Source organism: Mesorhizobium sp. B2-3-10, from assembly GCF_006442275.1.
GTDB lineage: Bacteria > Pseudomonadota > Alphaproteobacteria > Rhizobiales > Rhizobiaceae > Mesorhizobium > Mesorhizobium australicum.
This window is the reverse complement of the sequence record NZ_VFVT01000004.1, coordinates 250500-272859: the sequence shown is the minus strand read 5'-3', so window position 1 is coordinate 272859 and position 22360 is coordinate 250500. Positions and strand designations below refer to the sequence as shown.

General features: G+C 60.0%; 17 protein-coding genes. 14 read left to right on the top strand and 3 right to left on the bottom strand.

Annotated elements, in window-relative coordinates; genetic code table 11:
• The first annotated feature begins 44 nt into the window (after window positions 1-44).
• From FJ943_RS13985 to FJ943_RS13975, 3 genes are all read left to right on the top strand, one after another.
• The gene (locus tag FJ943_RS13985; RefSeq protein ID WP_140722190.1) at window positions 45-2759 is read left to right on the top strand and encodes an ABC transporter ATP-binding protein; all 2715 of its coding nucleotides are present in this window, start codon (window positions 45-47) and stop codon (window positions 2757-2759) included.
• An 83-nt stretch (window positions 2760-2842) separates the two neighbouring features.
• Window positions 2843-3292, top strand: coding sequence for a cyclic nucleotide-binding domain-containing protein (locus FJ943_RS13980; protein WP_140661343.1), 450 nt, complete (start codon window positions 2843-2845; stop codon window positions 3290-3292).
• A 168-nt stretch (window positions 3293-3460) separates the two neighbouring features.
• Complete coding sequence (locus tag FJ943_RS13975) at window positions 3461-4315, top strand: MBL fold metallo-hydrolase (RefSeq protein WP_140722187.1); 855 nt, start codon at window positions 3461-3463, stop codon at window positions 4313-4315.
• 5 nt (window positions 4316-4320) lie between these two features.
• Here FJ943_RS13975 and FJ943_RS13970 read toward each other — a convergent pair whose 3' ends face one another.
• Both FJ943_RS13970 and FJ943_RS13965 read right to left on the bottom strand, forming a co-directional pair.
• Complete coding sequence (locus FJ943_RS13970; protein WP_140619051.1) at window positions 4321-5085, bottom strand: polysaccharide deacetylase family protein; 765 nt, start codon at window positions 5083-5085, stop codon at window positions 4321-4323.
• Window positions 5082-6170 (bottom strand): glycosyltransferase family 4 protein, encoded by a 1089-nt coding sequence (locus FJ943_RS13965; protein ID WP_140722184.1) that lies wholly within the window; start codon window positions 6168-6170, stop codon window positions 5082-5084. Before FJ943_RS13965 ends, FJ943_RS13970 begins: the two co-directional genes overlap by 4 nt.
• Before the next feature lie 91 nt (window positions 6171-6261).
• On the opposite strand from FJ943_RS13965, the gene FJ943_RS13960 reads away from it, so the two are divergent.
• The 8 genes from FJ943_RS13960 (at window position 6262) to FJ943_RS13925 (ending at window position 17260) form a co-directional block, all read left to right on the top strand.
• Entirely contained in the window at window positions 6262-7425 is a 1164-nt protein-coding gene (locus tag FJ943_RS13960) for a DUF3095 domain-containing protein (RefSeq protein WP_140722181.1), read from the top strand.
• 108 nt (window positions 7426-7533) lie between these two features.
• Window positions 7534-8880 (top strand): nucleotide sugar dehydrogenase, encoded by a 1347-nt coding sequence (locus FJ943_RS13955; RefSeq protein ID WP_140722178.1) that lies wholly within the window; start codon window positions 7534-7536, stop codon window positions 8878-8880.
• Between the two features lie 235 nt (window positions 8881-9115).
• Window positions 9116-10456: an adenylate/guanylate cyclase domain-containing protein gene (locus FJ943_RS13950; protein ID WP_140722175.1), complete on the top strand. Its 1341-nt coding sequence runs from the start codon at window positions 9116-9118 to the stop codon at window positions 10454-10456.
• A 151-nt stretch (window positions 10457-10607) separates the two neighbouring features.
• Window positions 10608-12503 carry an ABC transporter ATP-binding protein gene (locus FJ943_RS13945; RefSeq protein WP_140619042.1) on the top strand — a complete coding sequence of 632 codons (1896 nt, stop codon included), beginning with the start codon at window positions 10608-10610 and terminating at the stop codon, window positions 12501-12503.
• Window positions 12500-14398, top strand: coding sequence for an ABC transporter substrate-binding protein (locus FJ943_RS13940; protein ID WP_140722640.1), 1899 nt, complete (start codon window positions 12500-12502; stop codon window positions 14396-14398). Before FJ943_RS13945 ends, FJ943_RS13940 begins: the two co-directional genes overlap by 4 nt.
• 2 nt (window positions 14399-14400) lie before the next feature.
• A complete protein-coding gene (locus tag FJ943_RS13935) occupies window positions 14401-15399 on the top strand; it encodes an ABC transporter permease (RefSeq protein WP_023767396.1) in 999 nt (332 codons plus the stop codon).
• Window positions 15396-16577 (top strand): ABC transporter permease, encoded by a 1182-nt coding sequence (locus FJ943_RS13930; RefSeq protein ID WP_140661348.1) that lies wholly within the window; start codon window positions 15396-15398, stop codon window positions 16575-16577. The genes FJ943_RS13935 and FJ943_RS13930 overlap by 4 nt, the downstream gene beginning before the upstream one ends.
• A 203-nt stretch (window positions 16578-16780) precedes the next feature.
• A complete protein-coding gene (locus FJ943_RS13925) occupies window positions 16781-17260 on the top strand; it encodes a class I SAM-dependent methyltransferase (RefSeq protein WP_140722172.1) in 480 nt (159 codons plus the stop codon).
• A gap of 115 nt (window positions 17261-17375) precedes the next feature.
• On the opposite strand, the gene FJ943_RS13920 is transcribed toward FJ943_RS13925, so the two are convergent.
• Window positions 17376-18791 carry an adenylate/guanylate cyclase domain-containing protein gene (locus FJ943_RS13920; RefSeq protein WP_140722169.1) on the bottom strand — a complete coding sequence of 472 codons (1416 nt, stop codon included), beginning with the start codon at window positions 18789-18791 and terminating at the stop codon, window positions 17376-17378.
• Window positions 18792-18892: 101 nt separating this feature from the next.
• Between FJ943_RS13920 and FJ943_RS13915 the strand changes: the two genes are divergently transcribed.
• From FJ943_RS13915 to FJ943_RS13900, 3 genes are all read left to right on the top strand, one after another.
• A complete protein-coding gene (locus FJ943_RS13915; RefSeq protein ID WP_246671871.1) occupies window positions 18893-19822 on the top strand; it encodes a hypothetical protein in 930 nt (309 codons plus the stop codon).
• 73 nt (window positions 19823-19895) lie between these two features.
• Window positions 19896-20417, top strand: a complete 522-nt coding sequence (locus FJ943_RS13910; RefSeq protein WP_140661350.1) for a GNAT family N-acetyltransferase — start codon at window positions 19896-19898, stop codon at window positions 20415-20417.
• A 543-nt stretch (window positions 20418-20960) separates the two neighbouring features.
• Entirely contained in the window at window positions 20961-22340 is a 1380-nt protein-coding gene (locus tag FJ943_RS13900; RefSeq protein ID WP_140661352.1) for a hypothetical protein, read from the top strand.
• Window positions 22341-22360: the final 20 nt, after the last annotated feature.

The following is a 22360-nucleotide window of genomic DNA, read 5'->3' as shown; positions in this document are numbered from 1 at the left end:
TTCTTCGTCCCGCATCCTTCCAACTAAAGGGTCCACGGTCGCATATGGAACCCAGCCTAGCCCGCTATATCTGGACCCACACGAAAAAGCAGCAGCTTTGGATATTGATGATCGTCGTGCTTTCGATGGTCCCTTATTTCATGTCCTTCGACCTGCCGAAGCTGATCGTCAACGGCCCGATTCAAGGTAAAGGCTTCGACCAAGTGGGCGCGACCCAGCCATTCATGAGGCTGCATTATAGCCTGCCGTTCATTGGCGAGGTCCTGTTCTTCTCCGGTTTTCAGCTCGGCCGCAAGGCGACGCTGTTTGCCCTGAGCCTTGTGTTCCTCCTGCTGGTCGTCATCAACGGCCTATTTAAACTCTACATCAACACCTACAAGGGCCGTCTGGGCGAACGCATGCTGCGGCGTATCCGTTTCGATCTGGTCGATCGTGTGCTGCGGTTTCCGCCGATTTATTTCAAGCGGGTGAAATCGGCCGAAGTGGCGACCATGGTGAAGGACGAGGTGGAGCCGCTGGGCGGCTTTATCGGCGACGCCTTTCTGCAGCCGGTACTGCTCGGCGGTCAGGCGCTGACCGCCATGCTCTTCATCATGGTCCAGAACGTCTGGCTCGGACTGATAGCGGTCGTGATCGTGACGATCCAGATCGTGCTCATCCCGCGAATGCGGCGGCGGCTGCTCGTGCTCGGGCGCCAACGGCAATTGACGGCGCGTGCACTTTCGGGCCGGGTTGGCGAAATTGTCGACGGTATCGGCGCGGTTCACGTCCACGATACATCAAACTACGAGCGCGCCGACATAGCTGCCCGGCTCGGGCTCATATTCAAGATCCGCTTCGATCTTTACCAATGGAAATTCATGGTAAAGTTCCTCAACAATTTTCTCGCGCAGCTCACGCCCTTTCTGTTCTACATGATCGGCGGTTACCTAGCCATTGAGGGTCGGCTGGACGTCGGCCAGCTCGTGGCCGTGATCGGCGCCTACAAGGACCTGCCCGGACCGATGAAGGAACTGATCGACTGGGATCAGGATCGGCAGGATGTCCAGGTCAAATATCAGCAGGTGGTTGAACAGTTCACTGTGGAGGGTCTCATTGCGCCTACAATCGGGGCGTTGGCGATCGACGATCCCGATCCGATGACCGCCCCCCTGTCGGCAATCGGTCTGTCCATAGCAGACGATGGCGGTGCGATCCTTCTCAACCGTGTCTCCCTCCAGGTCAAGCCGGGTGAGACGGTGGCGCTGGTCAGCACTGCAACAGGCGGAGCCGAAGCGCTTGCAGAAGCCTTTGCGCGGCTGAACTGGCCCGACAGCGGAAGGATCGTTTCGGGCACCGACGACCTGCTTGAACTCCCCGAAGCGGTGACCGGACGGCGCATGTCGTATGCCTCGTCGGATGTTTTCCTGTTCCAGGCAAGCCTCCGCGATAACTTGCTCTACGGGTTGAAACATGCGCCGCTGACACCGGTGACTTACGACGGTGCAGCGGCAGACCAACACCGCTGGAACATCGAAGAGGCGCGCCGGTCTGGCAATCCGGATCTTGATATCCGTAGCGACTGGATCAACTATGCTTCCGCCGGCGCCACCGGCCCGCACGACCTCTTTGAAGCCGTGCGCCGGGTGCTCGACGCGGTTGTTCTGTCGCGCGACATTCTGGACCTTGGCTTGCGCTCTTCGGCCGACCTCAAGCGTCACACGGAACTTGCCAAGCGCATCGTCGAACTGCGTGCGGCGTTGCGAACCCGGCTTGAACAGGAAGGGCTGAGCGGACTGGTGGTTCCTTTCGAACCGGGCGCCTACAACAAGGAAGCGACAATCGGCCAGAACCTGCTCTTCGGCGCTGCGGCCGGCCCTGAACTGGCGGATAGGGCGCTGGCTGCCAACCCCTATTTTGCTTCTGTGCTCAATGAAGCCGGTCTCGACCGCACGCTCTACGAAATGGGCATGGAGATCGCCGAACAGGCGATCGAGCTGTTTGCCGACCTGCCAGCCGATCACCAGTTTTTCCAGCAGCTCGCCTTCATGAGCGCCGAGGAGATACCGGCCTACGAAACCTTGCTGCAACGGCTCAAGAACCGTCCCTACGAGGCGGTTTCGGAGACCGACCGCGCCATGATCGTTAGCTTGAGCTTTGCCTACATCGAGCCCCGGCACCGCTTCGGCCTTTTGAGCGATGAGCTGATGAGCAAGATCGTCACTGCCCGCAACCGGTTCTATGAAAACCTGCCGACCGAGCTGCATGACGCGATCGAACGGTACGATCCGGGCAAATACATTGCCGCCGCTACTGTCATGGATAATGTGCTGTTCGGGCGTCTGGGCAACAATCACCCCGACGCGCCGGACCGCATACGCTCCATCCTCTATGACCTTCTTGACGAGCTGGGGCTTTATGGCGAGCTTCTCAATGTCGGCCTGGATTTCAACGTCGGCGCCGGCGGCAGGCGGCTGACCGGTGGACAGCGACAGAAGCTCGACGTTGCCCGAGCGCTGCTCAAGCGTCCCGATTTTCTCATTCTCAACCGGCCGCTGTCGGCGCTCGATCAACGCATGCAAGATAAGGTGTTGCGGAACGTTCTCGAGGAAGCCAGACGCGACGACCATTCGCCGGCAATTGTCTGGGTGGTGACGAATCCGTCCATGGCGATGATGTTCGATCGCGTCATCGTGTTCGACTCGGGTGAATTGGTGGAAGACGGAACACACGAGACACTTTTGGCAGGCGGCGGCGTCTTCAAGGAACTGGTGTCGTAGAGCGACGTCCCGGATACGGAACCAATTCCATCTGGGCGCGCGTTGCTCTAATCTGGCAAACGCGAATTTTGAGGTTTGCGACAATGCTGCTCAAGGATGAAGTTGGAATGCTGCAACGCGTTCCCTTGTTTTCTGGCATTGAGTTGACAAAGCTCAAACTGCTTGCGTTCACCTCCGATCGCGTGAGCTACGGCGCGGGCCAGATCCTTTTCCGGCAGGGCGACGAGGGAGATGCCGCCTATGTCATCCTTTCAGGCAAGGCAGATATTCTGGTCGATTCCGACAGAGGGCCGTTAAAAGTAGCCGAAATGGCGCCAAATTCGATTGTTGGCGAGATCGCCATACTGTGCAACAGCTCGCGCACAGCCACCGTCAGAGCGGCAAGTCAGCTGGAAGCCTTGAGAATCCGCAAGGATCATTTCCTGAGACTCATGAAGGAGTCCCCGGAAATGACCATCGAGATATTGCGGGTCCTTGCCGATCGCCTAAGCCACACCACCGCCGATCTGATCGATGCACGAAGTGCCAAATAGCCAATGAGATGCGGTCGACGCTCCCCGTCATTATAGCGCAAGCCTCAGGCTGAGAAGGTCACTGGAGGACATCGGCAAATTTCGGGCGGAAAACGGTTCACACTTTTCCTGGTGCTCTAGCGGCAGTTGTTTGGCTACGATGAGCGACGGGACTGCGAAGGGGCTACCATGGACGACGACGTTTTCCTGGTCAGGTTTTGGGGAGTGCGCGGCAGCATCCCGGTATCGGGGCCAGAATTCTCTCGCTATGGCGGCAACACAAGCTGCATTGAGATGCGCTGTGGTAAGCATACGCTTCTGTTCGACGCGGGCTCTGGCCTGCGGCCTGCCGGCGGGGCGCTTCGGACGTTGGGCGTGACCGATTTCGACCTACTTTTCACGCATTGCCACTACGATCATATCATCGGGCTGCCATTCTTTGCGCCGATCTACGACCGGAGCGTCACGGTTACGCTTTGGTCCGGGCACCTTGCCGGGCGCATGACGACCCGGCAGATGGTCGATGCATTCATCCGGCCGCCTTGGTTTCCGGTGAAGCTGGAGGCCTGCAAGGCAAGCCTCGACTGCCGCGACTTCGTGGCCGGAGACGCGCTTCGGCCCCGCGAAGGGGTGGTGGTCCGGACGGGCAGTCTTGTTCACCCAGGCGGCTGCATCGGCTACCGGGTCGAATGGGGTGGCCGTGTGGTGTCGGTGATCACCGACACTGAGCACGAGCCCGACAAACTCGATCCCGCAGTGCTCGGCCTGATCCAAGATGCCGACCTCGTCATCTACGATTGCACCTACACCGATGAGGAAATGGAACGCCGCCGCGGTAACGGGCACTCGACATGGCAACAGGGGATCAAACTCTGTGGCGCCGCCGGTGCGCGAGGGCTTGCGCTGTTTCATCACGATGCGACACGCACCGACGAGGAACTGGATGAGATCGAGAAACTGGCCAAAGACAGGTTTACCGGCGCATTTGCGGCGCGGGATGGGCAGACCCTCGAATTTCCAGTCTCCTTGCCCAAAAAGCGGTGAGCGAGCTATCTTCCCTTACCTGCGCAGCGCCCGATCAATGTCCTGATTGGAAGCCATACGCAGGAGTCAATCTGTGCAGTGACCGTGAACAGCCGTTCAAGGAAAAGCCAGGCCGATTCATCGTGTACGAGATGATGAGTGAGCAGGCCGACCGGTTCGTCGTCGAATGCATCCTGCAAGCGCGCGACGATTGCCTGGATCAATAGACCGTGGTCGCGGCAGCCGCGCGTGCCATGCCAATCCATGATGTCGACATTGCAGTTGATGACCGCCAGTGAAGCCGGGTCCGGGGGCCCGAAGACCGACAATGCCGCAAATCCTATCGATCCAAGGTCGGATACCAGGCCGGCGTCGATCCTGTTCCAGGGGGGCACGAGCATCGGGACGGTTCGCGCGCCGTGCAGGCCCGTTAGGTGCGACAGCCCGCCAGCCAGTTCTTCAAGAACGGCCTCGCCTGGCCGATGGGCGCCGAGCTCCTGCTTTTTGTGACCCTCGGGAGCATGATTTCGATGCACCCAGCCATGCATGGCCACTGTGGCATGCGGCGCCTCGTCTAGCCGGGCAGCAAGCTTCTCATCCGTAAGGGCCGGAATGACGGCCAGAGTGACCGGAACGGTGAACTCACCCGTGAGGTCGAGCAGCCGATCAAGCGCCGGCGTCGGATCCACGGCATCATCGTCGCGCAGCCAGAACTCTGCCTTGCGACCGGCCCGTTGCCGGCCCGCCAATTCTTCCACCAAGGGCTGCCAGACTCGATCGCAGGATGTCATGAAACCGAGACCTTCGAAAGAAGTTCGACCAGGCGCGCCGCTGCAATGCCGAGGGAACGTTCTTCAAGGATGAAACGTCTGGCTTCTGCAGCCATGATGGTTCTCTCGTCTTTACGGGCCAGAAGCCTTTCAATGGCAGAAGCGAAGGCGGCCACATCTCGCGGCGGGGTGAGAAACCCGGTCTGGCCGTCTCGCACGACTTCCGGCACGCCGGCGATGTCCTGAGCCACCACCGGAAGACCGGCGGCTTGTGCTTCAAGATAGGCAACGCCATAGGCCTCCCCGTAACCCGGCCAGACGTAAATTCCTCCCCCATAGAGGACATCCGGCACGGCGGCTGGATCGATCGCGCCGAGCCATTCGATACGCTCGGCGGCGAAGCCGGCGAATTGCGCCTTGACCTCGTCACGGGCAGGCCCGTCGCCGACGACCGACATCGTCCAGGGCAAATGGCCAATCTGACCCAGCGCTTGCGCCAGCATGCGATAGCTTTCGACTTTGTCGCCCTGGCGCATCATGGCAACAGCAACGAGGCGCGTCGGGCAACCTCGTGCCGGCAGTTTATGGAAGACCGATGTGTCGATGAAGGGTGACAGCATATCAACCGCGACCTCAGGTATCGCATCTGCCAGTCCCTGACGATCTCTTTGCGTGAAGCAGATGTTCAGCGCCGCCTGTTGGACCGCTTGGACGACCAGCGCTTGTGTATCAGCCCACAAACCGGCATTGCGGCGCCTCGAATAGGAAGCTTCGGCTGTCACATATGGGACAGCAAAGGTCGACGCCAGCCCGGGCCCGATCAGGTCGGGCGCCTTGTAATAAGGATGATAGCAGAACCATAGATCGGGCTTGCCATCACGATCCCAAAGCCGCGTCAGCCGCGCGGCTTCCTCTTTGGCCTCTATCTTGAGCGCATCGAAACGTTCCGGCTCCGGTTCGCGTAGATAGAAGCGCAATTCGGATGCCAGTTCGACGCTGTGTCCTCCATGCTCCAGCGCCTTGACCAGCGTGCGTGCCATCTGGCGGTCGCCGGAGGCAACGGAATGATTGGGTGACTTCAGCGGCGCGTAGAAGGCAATTCGCATTGCGCGACCCTATCATCGGAAAGCATGCGCAAGTCAAATTCAAGCACCATCGACTGCACCTCCAAGCAGTGGAATGTGCTATCTGATACTCATGGAAACAGCTGCCGCCTCGGACCCGTTTGTCGCTTCTCTGCCGGTCTTCGCAAAATTCGAAAGCGTTGCCGACATCGACAACTATCGGCCCCTCCCCGATGGTTGGGCGCTGGCCACCGCCGACATTGTCGGCTCGACCAAGGCGATCGAGACGGGACGCTATAAAACGGTCAATATGGCCGGCGCCAGTGTCATTTCGGCCCTCCTCAACGCGCTGGGTCGGCAAGACCTTCCCTTTGTCTTCGGCGGCGATGGGGCGCTCGTCGCCTTTCCCGGCTCGGCGATGGAGCCCACCCGCAAGGCGCTGGCGGCTGTCCAGAGATGGGTGGCGGACGAACTGGACCTAAGCCTGCGTGCCGCAATCGTGCCGATAAAGGATATTCGAGCGCAAGGCCTCGACGTTCGCGTGGCAAGGTTCCAAGCATCCGATGCCGTCTTCTATACCATGTTCGCCGGCGGTGGCGGCAGTTGGGCGGAAGCCGAGATGAAAGCAGGGCGCTTCCGTATCGATCCTGCTCCGGCCGGCGCACGGCCGGACCTGACCGGCCTGTCCTGCCGCTGGAACCCGATCGAAACCCGTCATGGCGAAATCGTCTCGATCATAGCCACTCCGGGGTCGTCGCGCGATGTGCGCGGTTTTCAGTTTCTGGCGTCCGATATCATCGCCATTGCCGGCAGACAGGAACGCGATGGCCACCCGGTGCCGGTGAATGGGCCGAGTTACAGCTTGCTGCCCGCCGGCCTCGATATCGAGGCGCGAGCCACGGCGCCGGTGGGACGGCGATGGCTGTCGAAGCTGTGGATAGTGTTCCTGATGGCGCTTACGGCCGTCGCGGATAGATATGGCTGGACCGTCGGCGGTTTCGATCCGAAGATCTACAAACGCGACGTGGCCAGCAATTCGGATTTCCGGAAATTCGACGACGGCTTGAAGATGACCATCGACGTTGATGCTGATGTGTTGCAACGGATAGAGAACCGGCTGAAACAGGCGGAAGAGGCCGGCATCTGCAATTATGGCCTGCATCGCCAGAAATCGGCCTTGATGACATGCCTCGTCGCCTCGCCGCTGCACCGCGATCATGTTCATTTCATAGACGGTGCGGCTGGCGGCTATGCGATGGCTGCTGCAGACCTGAATGCAAAGTTGCCGGTCGGATGACGGCTTGCGAGAATCCACTTTCCGCAATATGCCTCGGCCATGGTTCTGTGGGACTGGTAAGCCGCGCCTGACACCGGCCATCCTGTCCCAACTAACGGGAAAGCAGATTTGGACGCTTCACGATCTTCGGCATATGACCGTCTGCTGAACCGTATCTCGGCGCACACCGCGCATGTCGGCGTGATCGGATTGGGCTATGTCGGGTTGCCGCTCGCGATTGCGGTCGCACGCGCCGGCTTCCCGGTTTTCGGCTTCGACATTGAAGCCCAGAAGGTCGAGAGCCTGAACAACGGCCAATCCTACATTGAGGCGGTGACGTCGACAGCCCTCGCCGGCCACGTGGCGAGTGGACGGTTCCGCGCCACAGCGGATTTTGCCGAACTGTCGACCTGCGACATCATCATCATCTGCGTTCCGACACCGCTGACAAAAAACCGTGAGCCGGACCTCTCCTTTGTCAGGAACACGACTGGCATCATCGCAAAGCATCTGCGTCTCGGCCACCTCGTCGTGCTGGAATCTACCACCTATCCCGGCACCACCGACGATGTGATCAAGCCCATACTGGAAGAAACCGGCTTGCAGTCGAAGTTAGACTTCTTCCTCGGCTTCTCGCCCGAACGCGAGGATCCCGGCAACCGCAACTTTGAAGTCGCGACGATCCCAAAGGTCGTGGCAGGTGACGGCATTGAAGCGGCGACGCTCGTGCAGGCTTTCTACCAAGGGGTCGTCAAAACCGTCGTTCCGGTTTCCAGCACGGCAACCGCAGAGGCAGTCAAGCTGACGGAAAACATATTCCGGTCAGTCAACATAGCCCTCGTCAACGAATTGAAGGTCGTGCTCGGCGCGATGGGCATCGACATCTGGGAGGTGGTCGAGGCGGCCAAGAGCAAGCCCTTCGGCTACATGCCTTTTTATCCAGGCCCCGGATTGGGCGGGCACTGTGTTCCAATCGATCCCTTCTACCTGACGTGGAAGGCGCGCGAATACGAACTGCCGACCCGCTTCATCGAGCTGGCGGCAGAGATCAACACTGCTATGCCGCGTCACGTGGTCGATGAACTGGCCAAAGCACTGGACCGCCGCTGCGGCAAGGCGCTCAGCCGCTCGCGCATTCTCATCATCGGGCTCGCCTACAAGAAGAATGTGCCCGACATCCGCGAAAGCCCCTCATTGCGGCTCATCGAACTTATCGAGGAATGGGGCGGCAAGGCGGAATTCCACGATCCGCATGTTCCCGAGATCCCGACCACACGGGAGCATATGGCCCTCAGGGGGCGCCGCTCGCTCGAGTTGACCGAGGCGGTGGTGAAGGATTTCGATGCTGTCGTCGTTGCAACCGACCATGACGCGATCGACTATAAGGCTGTCGCTGATCACGCCCTTCTGATCGTCGACACACGCAATGTTTTTGGCCGTCTTGGGCTGCTCCGAGAGACGGTGGTGAAGGCCTGACAAGCGCCCCGGTGGCGACTTTGCCGATGTCAGGAACGTGATTGCACTCCGGCCGCAGCTTCGCCACATAAGGCCGCAAGGCATGAATGCAGTTAAGCCTGTACCTTGGTTGCAACGACAGTCATTCGGGAATTCCTTCGCCTTTGCCGCCGCACGCGACCGTTGACTTGGGGTATCTTTGGGTCGCTGGCGGACTGTGTTATGGCGGATCGCAGTCGACGGGTTTCGAGGTGGTATGAGCATGGCGCGAGCAGAAATTTCCACAATTCTCATGGATAAGGTTGCCGACTGGCTTACTCAGTCGGCGCTGGCAGGCAACGAGCTGGAAACACTGGTAAAGGGGTTTTGCGAGCGGCTGGCTGCTGCCGGCCTGCCGTTGAAGCGGGTGCATTTGAGCTTTTCGATGCTTCATCCGCTCTATGACGCGCTCGGCTTCACCTGGCTTCGCGGCCAAGGCATGGAAGTGGAAGGCTTCCGCAAAAAGGACGGCGTTCATTCCGACACGTTCCTGACCAGCCCATACTACCATCTGCTCAGCAACAAGCTCGACCATCTGCGGCGTCGTCTCGACCCGTCGGTCCCGTCGGAATTTCCTGTCTTCGATGAACTCAGGCTTATGGGCGTCACCGACTACATGGCTTTCGTCCATCCCTTCAACGGCAATACCAGTCAGGGCATGATCGGGTCCTGGTCGACCGACAGTGCTTCAGGTTTCAGCGACAGCATGATTTCGGCGCTGCTGCGTATCCAAAACCATCTCGCCATCGCAACCAAAATGGCGGTGCTCACCAAGCTGGCCGACAACATGATGACCACTTATCTCGGCGGCGACGCCGGCAGACGCGTGCTGGACGGCCAGATCAAGCGCGGCGAGGGCGATACAATCCGGGCCGCACTGGTCATGGCCGACATGCGCGGGTCGACACGGCTTGCCGAAACGTCGGGCCGCGAAATCTACATCGATACGCTGAACCAATTTTTCGACGCCATTGCCGCACCTTTCAATCGCAAAGGCGGGCAGATCATGAGTTTCATAGGTGATGGCTTCATTGCCGTCTATCCTTGCGAAAGGCATCGCTCGCAGTCCGAGATCGCCTGCCAGGCTGCTCTGGCGGCAGCGCACAAGGCCACTGCGCGCATGATGGAGCTCAATCTGCGAAGAAAGGAAAAAGGGTTGTCCGACATAAAATTTGGCATCGGCCTGCATGTCGGCAACGTGATGTTCGGCAATGTCGGGCTTACCGACCGGCTCACATTCTCCGTGTTTGGCTCGGCTGTAAACGAGGTCCAGCGTCTCCAGACCCTGACCAAGAAATACCCGCACCGCGTTCTCGCCAGCAAGGACTTCGCCAGCTATTGCGGCGCCAACAGCTGGCTGACGCTCGGCAGCGAGGAACTGGCGGGGCTCAAGCAGAAGCTGACGGTGCTTTCACCAGATCTGTCGGGCGCTCTCGCGCTCGATGAAGAGAGTGCGCTGGAGGCGATCTCCGACCGGAGATCGGAGGCAGAGCAGGTCATGCTGCTTCATCGCGATGCCGCACGGCTGTCGCCGGGCGACCCGAGGAAGCTCCAGTAGCCCGGCCCAATCTGATCCGAACACCTTGTTATGTCGGTCGCCCGGTTCGCCGCTGGCAACCCTTTCGAATCCAAGTTGCTCTAAGCCTGCAATACGCTAGTCTCACTTTCTGGTTTGCCGCCCGGCAGGCCGGCAAAGTGGGCTGGTGAGAATGAATTCGGGCGTTGATCTGCTGCGGGTCGAAGATGTTGGCATCTCTTTTGCCATTATCGGGGGACCCTTGCATGCAGTCAGGCGGGCAAATCTTCGCGTCCTTCCCGGCAAGGTTACCGCGCTTGTCGGCGAGTCCGGTTCCGGAAAATCAGTTCTCAGCCAGGCAGTGATGGGCATTTTGCCGAACACAGCCCATGTTCGTGGCCGTATCCTGTTTTCCGATCCTGAAAAGCCCGGCACGACACAGGATATCCTGCAGATGCCGCGCGATGGACCCGAAATCCGGGCGTTGAGAGGCAGCCGCATCGGCAAGATCTTTCAGGAGCCGATGACATCGCTTTCGCCGCTGCACACGATCGGCAACCAGGTCAGCGAATCGCTGCAGATCCATACGCCCATGGCTCGGGCAGAGCGCAAGGCGCGGACCGAGGAAATGCTCAGCCTTGTCGGCTTTCCCAATCCCAAGCGCGCCTATGACATGTATCCATTTGAACTTTCGGGAGGATTGCGTCAGCGCGCCATGATCGCCATGGCGCTTATCTGCCGGCCCGCCCTGTTGATCGCCGACGAGCCGACGACGGCGTTGGACGTCACCATCCAGGCGCAAATCCTGCAACTGCTGCGCGAGCTTCAGAGCAAGCTGAATATGGCGATGCTGCTGATCACCCACGATCTGGGCGTGGTCGCCAATGTCGCCGACGAGGTGGTCGTCATTTACCATGGCGAGATCATGGAAGCGGGACCTGTCGAGGCGATATTCCGCCGGCCAGGTCACCCTTACCTGAAGGGCCTGATGGCAGCCGTTCCGCATTTCGACCTGAAGCCTGGTGAACGGCTAAAGGCGCTGCGCGAGGTGCCGGTGAATGTCGAGAACCTGCTTGGCAAACAGACGGCGCCGGCATCGAAGGGGCCGCACGACATCCTGCTATCGGTCAGGGACCTGACAAAAACCTTCACCATCCGCAAGTCGGGATGGTTCGGCGGCGATCATCAAACCTCAGTTCGCGCCGTGGACGGCGTGAGCTTCGATATCATCCGGGGTGAGTGCCTGGGTCTGGTCGGCGAAAGCGGCTCCGGCAAAACCACCGTCAGCAAGATGCTCATGCGAGCTGTCACACCTAGCGGCGGCTCTGTGCTTTTCAATGGCCGCGATGGACCGATCGATGTGTTGGGAGGCGACAGAGCCGCCCTGCGCCTGCTGCGCGCGAAGATCCAGATGGTATTTCAGGATCCGGTTTCATCGCTTTCACCTCGCATGACGGTGGAGAACATCTTGAGCGAGCCGTTGGAAATCCATCAACGAGGTAATGCCGCGTCCCGACTAGCCACGGTGAAGAGCCTTATGCAGGCAATCGGGCTCGATCCGCGCTTCATCAAGCGCTATCCGCACAGTTTCTCCGGTGGGCAGCGTCAGCGTATCGGCATCGCGCGCGCGTTGGCGCTGGGGCCTGAACTGCTGATTTGCGACGAGCCGGTTTCGGCGCTCGATGTCTCTGTCCAGGCGCAGATTCTGAACCTCCTGAAGGACCTGCAGAAGGAACTGGGCCTGACTTACCTATTCATATCCCACAACCTAGCGGTGGTGGACTACATGGCAGACCGCATCGCGGTGATGTGCGGGGGGCGTATCGTCGAGCTTGCGCCGCGCGAAATTCTGCTTAGGAAACCGGTCCATCCCTACACGCGCTCACTGGTCGCCGCAGTACCCTTTCCCGATCTCGACAGGCCAATGGATTTCAAGACGCTGAAGCTCAGCGGTGCTTCCGACAAGAGCGCATGGGGACCGCAATTCCGCGACGAGGGCGACGAGGATGTGCTGTCGCCGCTCGACCTTGGCGGCGGCCACCTCGTGCTGGCCCGACGTTCGGCCAATGTCAGCGAGCTACGATCTTGATCAGCCGGCGCACTGCCCTTGGGCTCATGGCTTCGGCATTTGTGCCGGGCACGTTACGCGCAGGCGATCTGGAGCCGGAGTTTCTTCAGCCGCAGCTCACGGCCAGGGCGCTGCCGGCACTCGCCGAACGCCTGCCCAAGAGCCCGCGCGTATTGAATCTGGCTGCGATGGGCCGGCAACCCGGCCAGTATGGCGGCACGCTGCGCACGATCATCGGCAGCCAGAAAGATATCCGGATAATGACGATCTATGGGTATGCTCGCCTGGTCGGCTATGACGAAAAGCTTAACATGCAACCCGACATCCTCGAAAGTTTCGACGTCGCGCATGATCGTGTCTTCACATTCAAGCTGCGGGTAGGACATAAATGGTCTGACGGCAGCCTGTTGACGTCGGAAGATTTCCGCTATTGCTGGGAAGATGTCTGGCTGAACGATGAGCTGTCGCCAGGCGGGCTTGCTCCGGGCCTGGTGGCAGATGGCAAGCCGCCACGCTTCGAGATCGTCGACCCGTTGACGGTCCGCTACAGTTGGGAGGCGCCAAATCCCGACTTCCTGCCCAAGCTCGCTGCTGCCTCGCCGCTATCGCTTGTTCTGCCGGCCGCCTATCTCAAGCAGTTCCACAAGAAATACCAAGATCCGTTCCGGCTCGCCGGCCTAATGACGGAGAACCGGGTCCAGAAATGGACGCTCCTGCATATCCGCATGTCGCGGCAGTATCGCCCGGAGAACCCGGAGTTGCCGACGCTCGATCCCTGGCAGAACCGGACCAAGCCGCCGGCTGAGCAGTTCATCTTCGAGCGAAATCCGTTCTTTCATAGAATAGACGAGAATGGCAGGCAGTTACCCTATGTTGACCGGTTTGTCTTGAATGTCAGCTCATCGGCGATCATTTCCGCCAAGACCGGTGCGGGTGAGAGCGACCTGCAATGCATGGGCATCGACTTCGCCGATTACTCTTTCCTGAAGGATACGGAGAAGCGTTACCCGGTGAAGATGCATCTGTGGAGACGCACACAGGGTTCCCGGCTGGCGCTGCTGCCCAATCTGAATTGTGCCGACAAGGTATGGCGCAGCCTTTTTCGTGACGTGCGCGTGCGCCGCGCCCTTTCCCTCGCTGTGGACAGGCGCGAGATCAATTTGGCAGTATTCTACGGATTAGCGCGGGAAAGTGCCGATACGGTCCTGCCGGAGAGCCCGCTCTACCGGCCGGAATTCGCGAAGGCCTGGGTCGCCCATGATCCCGACCAAGCCAACGCGCTGCTCGACGAGGTCGGGCTTCAAAAACGCGACGATGATGGCCTGCGTGTACTTCCGGATGGACGCCCGGCGCAGATCATAGTGGAAACGGCCGGCGAAAGCACGCTGGAAACCGACGCGCTCGAACTCATCACCGATCACTGGCGTCAGATCGGCATCGCCCTGTTCGTCCGCACTTCGCAGCGCGACATCTTCCGCAGCCGCGCGCTTGGCGGCCAGATCATGATGTCGATGTGGTCGGGCATCGACAATGGCGTGCCGACCTCCGACATGAATCCGTACCAGTTGGCCCCCACCATCGACGACCAGCTGCAATGGCCGCTGTGGGGCGCTCACTACCTGTCTCGTGGCACGCTCGGTGAGGCGCCCGATCTTCCGCCTGTGGTCGAGTTGATGGCTCTGCTCAAGCGCTGGAACGCATCGACCGAGGCCGCGGAGCGCGCCGAGATCTGGAATTCAATGCTGTCGATCTATACCGATCAGGTGTTTTCGATCGGCACGGTGAACGGAACGCATCAGCCGGTTCTGGCGTCCTCACGGCTGCGCAATCTGCCTGACAAGGCCCTCTACGGCTATGACCCGACCGCCTATTTCGGTGTCTACATGCCCGATACATTCTGGCTTGGAGAGTCCTGAGCGTGTTTCGATATATTGTCTGGCGCATTGCTGTGATGGTTCCAACGCTGCTGATCATATCGGCCCTGGTGTTCACGATCATCGAGCTCCCCCCAGGCGACTATTTCGATAGCTATGTTTCCGAGCTTCGGGCCCAGGGCGAAGCGGTAGATTCCGACCGCATCCAAATGATGCGGAAGGAATATGGTTTCGACCAGCCGCCGGTCATTCGCTACTTCTACTGGGTGGGCGGGATGCTGCACGGCGATTTCGGCTATTCCTTCGAATATGAGCTGCCGGTTCGCGACGTCGTCGGGGACCGAATGTGGCTGACCGTGCTGGTTTCCTTCGTCACGATCATCTTCACCTGGCTCATCGCCTTTCCGATCGGCATGTACTCCGCCACTCATCAATACAGTTGGGGCGACTACGGCCTTACTCTGTTCGGGCTTCTCGGCCTGGCCATTCCGAATTTCATGCTGGCGCTGATCCTGATGTATTTCGCCAATATCTGGTTCGGCACCTCCATCGGTCATCTCATGGACCCGCAATATCTCAGTGAGCCAATGAGCTGGGCCAAGGCGAAGTCGATCCTCGCCCATCTGTGGATCCCGGTCTTGATCATCGGCACCGGCGGCACGGCAAGCATGATCCGGCGCCTGCGCGCCAATCTGCTCGATGAGCTTCACAAGCAATATGTCGTGACCGCGCGCGCCAAAGGCCTTCATCCCTTCAGGGCGCTCGTCAAATATCCGCTGCGCATGGCACTAAATTTCTTCATTTCCGACATCGGCTCTATCTTGCCGGCCATCATCTCCGGTGCCGAAATCACCGCGATAGTGCTGTCTTTGGAAACGACGGGGCCGATGCTGATCAGAGCGCTGCAAAGCCAGGACATGTATCTGGCAGGGTCTTTCCTGATGTTCCTTGCCTTTCTGACCGTGATCGGTGTCCTGATTTCCGACCTGGCGCTGGCGCTGCTTGATCCACGAATCCGTTTGCAGGGCGGCAGCACCAAATGAACAAGCAATCGCCCCTGCCCGCTCCGGGTGCCCCACTGCAACACTATGTTTCCATCGCGCCCTTTGACCTGCAATCGGTCGAGGCGATGACGGCCGAGCAGTCGAAGGTCTTTCAGGCGTCGCAGTTGCGGCTGATGTGGTGGAAATTCCGACGGCACCGGCTTGCTCTTGTATCCGGCATATTTCTGGCAGCGCTCTATTTCGGGATACTGATCTGCGAATTCATAGCGCCCTACAATCTGCACACGCGCAACATGGACTACATTTATTCGCCGCCGCAGCGGGTACACCTGTTCCACAACGGCCAGCTTGTCGGGCCCTTCGTCTATGGTCGCCAGATGACGCTGGATATGGACACACTCAAGCGCAACTACATCGACGAACAGGATGACGTTCAGCGGATTCGCTTCTTCTGCAAAGGCGACAGGTACCGGTTCTGGGGCCTCCTCGAAGGTGACAGGCATTTCTTCTGTCCTGCCGAAAATGGCCAGCTCTTTCTGGCCGGCACGGACAGGCTGGGGCGCGACGTGCTCTCGCGTATCATCTATGGCGCACGCATTTCACTAACAATCGGCCTGGTCGGCATCAGTTTCAGCTTCCTGCTTGGCATTGTCATAGGCGGACTGGCTGGGTATCACGGCGGTATCTTCGACCTGATCGTTCAACGGATAATCGAAGTTCTGCAATCGATCCCCAGCATTCCGCTATGGCTGGCTCTGGCGGCGATCATGCCGATAACTTGGAGCCCAATCCTGATCTATTTCGGCATCACCGTCATCCTCGGGCTGCTCCACTGGACCGGACTGGCGCGGGCCGTGCGTTCAAAGCTTCTGGCCTTGCGCGAGGAGGATTACGTTCTGGCGGCACAATTGATGGGCGCCAGCAGCAGCCGCATTATCCGGCGGCACCTCATCCCCGGCTTCATGTCGCATCTGATCGCGACCGCCACGATCTCCATACCCGGCATGATCCTGGGCGAGACGGCGCTGAGCTTCCTTGGGCTGGGCTTGAGGCCACCGACAACCAGCTGGGGCATCCTGCTAACCGAGGCGCGCAGCGTCAGCGTGATCGCGTTCTATCCATGGCTACTTTTGCCGATGCTCCCGGTCGTTCTCGTCATCTTGGCGTTCAACTTCCTCGGCGACGGCCTGCGGGACGCCGCAGACCCCTACAAGTGAGATCGCTATTCAGGCGGCACGCTGTGCCGCCTGTTCCACCCGTTATGATCCCTGCGGCCGTACTTGTTGCAGTGTTCATCGTCCGCCCTTATATGTGCCGACACTCAATCGAGCTTAGCGCGTCGCCTTGGGGATGCACTCGTGAACAGGTCGTGTCGCGGGCATAGCCGATCTCTTGATCTGGTTCAGGATACAAAAAGCATATGAGTCGTCTCGAGAATTTCATCAGCAGGATGACAGCACAGCGTGACATTCTCGATCACGTCTGCCCCGAGGTGGCGAAGATGGAAGGGCTGGTGCTCGAGCTCGGCCTCGGCAATGGCCGGACGTTCCACCATCTGCGCGAGCGCCTGCCCGGGCGCCGGATCGTGGTGTTCGACCGCGAAGTCGGCGCACACGCCAGCTCAATTCCCGAAGCTGAAAACCTCGTGCTCGGCGAAATACGCGAAACCGGCCGCAAGTTCATTGGCATCGAGGCCGCCCTTGTTCATGCCGACATCGGGACCGGCTATGATGATCGCGATGCAGTGACCGCTACCTGGCTTCCCGATCTGGTTGCGAGCCTGCTTCGCGTTGGCGGCTTCGCCGTCAGCGGCACGCCGCTCGATCACCCGCTGCTGCAACGCCTTCCGGCGCCGACGTCGGAGCCTGCCGATCGTTATTTCCTCTGCAAGCGCTTGTGAGCGGCCGAGAGCGCTCTACCATAACGCTGCTCCAGCTCTTTGTTTTAACGCAGTTCCCAAGCGAGAGCGCTACGCGCTTTCCCCGGGAAACGTTTCACGCTCATCCTGCAATTCCTCAGGGGATTGTATACACCGCGATCTCCCGCTCGATGCCGCGCAGCGAGACTTCGTGAGGCACGGGGGTCAGCGCGTTCCTGTGCAACAGGTCGGCGGTGAGATTGTCGTCAACCACCGCGCGGGTGGCGAAGATCGCCTGTGCGTTGGCCAGGTTCTGGACCCGTGAAGCAATGTTGACCGTCTGGCCGAAATAGTCCTGCCGCTCGTTCATGGACACGGCGATGCAAGGGCCGGCATGGACTCCGATCTTGAGCAGCAGGTCCTCGCGGCCGCTTTTTCCGTTGAGCTCACGCATGGCATCGCGCATCCTGAGGGCCGCGGCCACCGCACGATCAGGCGTCGCGAAGGTCGCCATCACCGCATCACCGATCGTCTTCACCACCGCGCCCGCCTCCGCCGCGACGATCTCGTGCAGCACCTGGAAATGCTCGCGCACCAGATCGAAGGCTGACAGATCGCCGACCCGCTCGTAAAGCTCGGTCGATCCGCGCAGGTCGGTGAACAGGAAGGTCAGGCTGGTGATCTTCAGCCGCTGGTTGATATCGAGCGTGTCCGTGCGATAGAGATCGCGAAACGTCTGGTTGGTGAGCAAGCGCTTGGCGGTCAGGAAGGGCCGGCGCTTGCCCAGGAAATCGTGCAATGCGTGGCCGGCGATGAAGACCGTCGGCAGCACGCGGGTTTCGGTCCTGTTTTCCAGGGAAATGCGCAAAGGGCCTGGTTGCATCTCCAACGTCTGGTTCTGGACATGGTCGCGGTCGAAAACCAAGGAGAGGCTTCGGCGCTCTTTTGTTGGTTCGCCCTTAGCGTCGATGAACTGCGCTGAATGCGTGACCGGCTCGAACACGATGACGAATTCAGGCGGAAGCTGTATGGGCAACACCGCCTTTTCACCGGGCGCAAGCTCGATATCCTCCAGCGAGAACGCTTCCATCTTCTCCGCCAAATCTTCTTCCGGCAGGTCGGCGCCGGACGCCAAGTAGATCTGGCGGAAATATTCCACCAACGGCAGTTCGTGTGGAGTGTGGGCGGCAATCTTGCGTATGCGTGGACTGACGGTGAATGTCACCTCGACCATCTCGTCGAGGGTTGGCGAATAGCCCTCGGAGCAAAGCGCGCAGGTGTATTCGTCCTTTTGCATGGTTTTCAGCGTGGCGTTGGTGTCGAGCACGCCGCCGCAGCCCGGGCATAGAACATTCCAGGAAATGTCGAAGATGCCCACCCGCGCCGCATGGAGAAAGGCGCTGATGGTGCGTTCCTCGTCGAGGCCATTCTTGCTGGCGAAGGCCAGCCCATTGATGCGGCAAAGCTCGCGGTCCTTGCCCTCGGCGATGGTTCGCCGGATCGCATCGATTGCCTGCGGTTCGACATCGGTCGATTGCCGCAAAAGTGAGAACAGATCCTGAGCTTCGGTCATGGTGCAGGCTCCGGAAAATTGCGCCCCGAGGCGTATTGGCCGGACCGGGCTTCGGTCCGCGCACCCCATCTTACGTCGAAAGGGATCGAACGGCCATTCGAATGGATAGATCTGATGACAGCTCAATTTGCATGCGGCGGATTTTCACCGGCCGCAAGCGGCACTATGATGGGTGCATGGGGCATTCATCTGTGGGGCTTTCTCCCGTGCCGACATCCAACAACCCGCCACTTCCCGCGTCGCTACGGCTTTTCTCGGCTGGGGTCATTATTGTCCTCATCGTCGGCGCCGGCCTGTTTTTCGCGCCTGCGCTGGTCAAGCCGCGCTGGCCCTGGCCCGTCACGCCGTTCAGTGCCCGCTTTCTCGGCGGCTTCTACACCGCCGAAATGGCAGTGATGGCGGCGCTCTTATTCTGGAATCGCTGGTCGCCGGGCAGGCTCGTGCTGGTCATGGCGTTCATCTTCACCCTCATAGTGTCGGTGGTTTCGTTGATCAATCTCGGCTATTTCGACTTCGAGCGAAAAGCGGCCTGGCTCTGGTTTCTGGTCTATCTTGGTTCGGTCGCCGTATCGGGGCTGTTCCTGTGGCGGGCCAGGGCCCGTCAGCCAGCAAGTGGCGTGACCCCAAGCCCGGCATGGCGCAGCTACATGTTGGCGGAAACGGCGGTCCTTTGCCTCTATGGCTTGGGCATGTTGCTGTTTCCCGCTATGGTCAGCAGCACCTGGCCATGGACGGTCGATCCCTTCCACGCCCAGGTCTACAGCGCCATCTTCCTCGCCGGCGCTGGCGGCACCTACCTTATTTGGAAAAGCGCGCCGCGCGAAGAATTGCTGGTGCTAGGCCTGGCGCAATTTCTGGTCGGCCTGCTTTCCATCCTTGGCCTCGTCATCACCGACGGCGCGGTGCACCGGATCGACTGGACGGCGGCCGCTACATTGAGCTGGCTCGCCCTTTTCGGCTGGATCGGCATCAGCGGCGCCTTAAAACTCTACACCGGCTTTCGGTATTTTGGTTTGCATTCGACAGCATAGGCGGCAGAGACGGCTGGATTTTCAGGTGACGTCCGGTGCATCGTGAGGGGCCGATACATTTCGCCAGGAAGCCATGACCAGCACGACCTCGCCATCCGAGAAGATCCAGCCGCAGCTCCGGGCCGTCCGGCGAAGCGATGCGGAGGCGCTTTGCGCGATCTTCAACATGCCGGGCTTCCGCTGGGGCACGTTCAGGATGCCCTTCGAGACGGTGGACCAGGTTGAGCGGCGCATCGCCAAGTCCGGCCAGGAAGACACCTGGATCGTCGCCGAATTGGACGGCAAGGTCGTCGGCCATGGCAGCCTGGTCGTGCAAAGCTCGCCGCGCCGTTCACATATCGGCGAAATCAATATCGGCCTAGACGACGGCTTTGTCGGCAAAGGTATCGGCTCTGCCATCCTTGGCGCGCTGCTTGACGTGGCCGACAACTGGCGCGCCCTGAAGCGGGTCGAATTGAGCGTCTATGCCGACAACGAACCGGCCATCCACCTCTACACCAGCCACGGCTTCGAGGTCGAAGGCCGGCATGTGAAGGCCGGTTTTACCGACGGCCAGTACCGCGACCTCCTGAGTATGGCCCGGCTGCGGTTCTAAGATCCGCTTTTATCAACGCTGCTGGCGACACGAGCGCGGTCGACAGCAGGTATCCTCGGAGTGCCGGGACCGCGACAACACGCAATCTGAGGCTCATTGCATCGTCCCCGACAGCCTAGTTTATGGCGTTGACGTAGACAATTCGTGCCGGAACCGGGTAGTGGGTCAGTTTGAAATTCAAGTATGTCAGCACGTCATTTGCCGAACGCCAGAACCTCACCGTGCGGATGCACATGCGCCGCTTTACGGGCCTAACCGTTGAATTCGTTTTGGTGTGGGCCGCTATTTGGACGGGGCTCGCGCCATCGCTACTTGGAAACCGATTTTCGCTGCTATCAAAGGCGACTGCGACCAGCCACCGTCATGGCTCGACCGGCATCCTTCCGTCACTTTGGTCGGAGTCTTTGCAGCTACACTGGCAATGGTCGAAGCGACGCATGTAGCAGTCTACTATTGGACGATCTGGCGGTTGATTTCAAACTGACCCACTACCCGGATCCGCTCTCACTTGGCGTTTGCCCCGCAAGCGGCTAGACGGGACCGATGACCGACGGCTTTGATCCAACCCCTGCGCCTCCGGCGGAAATTCTGGCTGTACTGTCGCTGCTCTGCCCGGAAGTCGTGCGTGACATCGAGCAGAACTGGAATGCTCCCGTTTCCGACTACGCCCGCCATCTGTGGCGGCCGGTGGCAAGGCCAGTATCAAGCCCGGCGATCGCTGCCCGCTCGATCCTGCGCGAAGTCTTGCATCAGCGCCTCGGTGTAATTATGCAGCCTCAGCAGATCGGCAACGCCCTCGATGAGTTTGAGTACAGACCGGTGATTCAGTCCGGTCTGCACTGCCTGCTTCTGATGGACCGGACCACCTTCGATGCCCTCCTGTTTGCCTGGCTCGGCGCGGTCGAAAACGGGCTGTCAGCCTTCGTCGGCTTCATGGGAACGACGATGACCATGGAGACAATTGGCCGGGAGGGGCCCGGGTGGCTCGATGTCGGTGACGACAAGGTCAACCTGTTTGGCATGGGGCGCCACAAGCTGTGCCGCAAAAGCGCCTGCGCAGCCGGTCCCGTCTCCCTCAACAAGCGCGCGCTCGAAGCGGTGGGCGATGAGACGGATGCCAGCCGCTGGCTAGGTACACTGCTTGCCCGCCAGGATAAGGTCTTTGGAACCGCCGCCGATGCCATGACAGCGCTGAACGAGGATCTGGTCGCCAACTGGGATCGCTCCGGCATGGCCCTGCCGGTTTTCATCGATGATCGCCTCGCCGCGGCTGCCATGGCGCGGCATCTACAATATGACGGCGGTCTTCTTTCCAGGCTGCTCATCGAACCCGCAAGACGCCGGCGTCTCGAACATGCCTTGCAAGAGGCCGCATCGGGCCCATTCGGCAGGTTCCTCCCCAATGCCACGGACTATTTCTGGGGCATCCGCGAGGAGCGCGTGCGCAAGCTCGTTCTTGAGGACGGGACCCTGATCGAGCTTGATAAGCCGCATGGTCTGTCCATCCCCTTCGAGCGGCCGCATCTGAAGCAGGCGCTGCTTGACGGCGTGCTGCTGCCGAACTTGTTCCTGACGTTCCTGGTTCTCGCCATCTTGCCGCGGGTGCGGGTTGTCGGCGGCCTGAGACAGATTGGCTATGTAGCGCTTTTCCACTCGATCCTCCTAGCTGCGTTGGACGAAACCGCACCGGAAGAGCGTGATCTGGCTGCGGAGCTGCAGGTAAGGGAAAATGCTTGGGGCACCCGGGTCATCGATGAAAAGATTTCGGTCCGCGAGCAGCTTGCCGGCCTACCGGAAGGGGCGCTCTTCGCGGACCTGCTCCGGCAATACCGTTCGCGGACATTTGCCGAGGCCACCGACAACCTGAAGCTCGTCCGCGAAAACGCGCGATGGCGCAAGATCGGCCAAGCCTACAGCGTCTGATCCGGACGCCTGGCCTCACT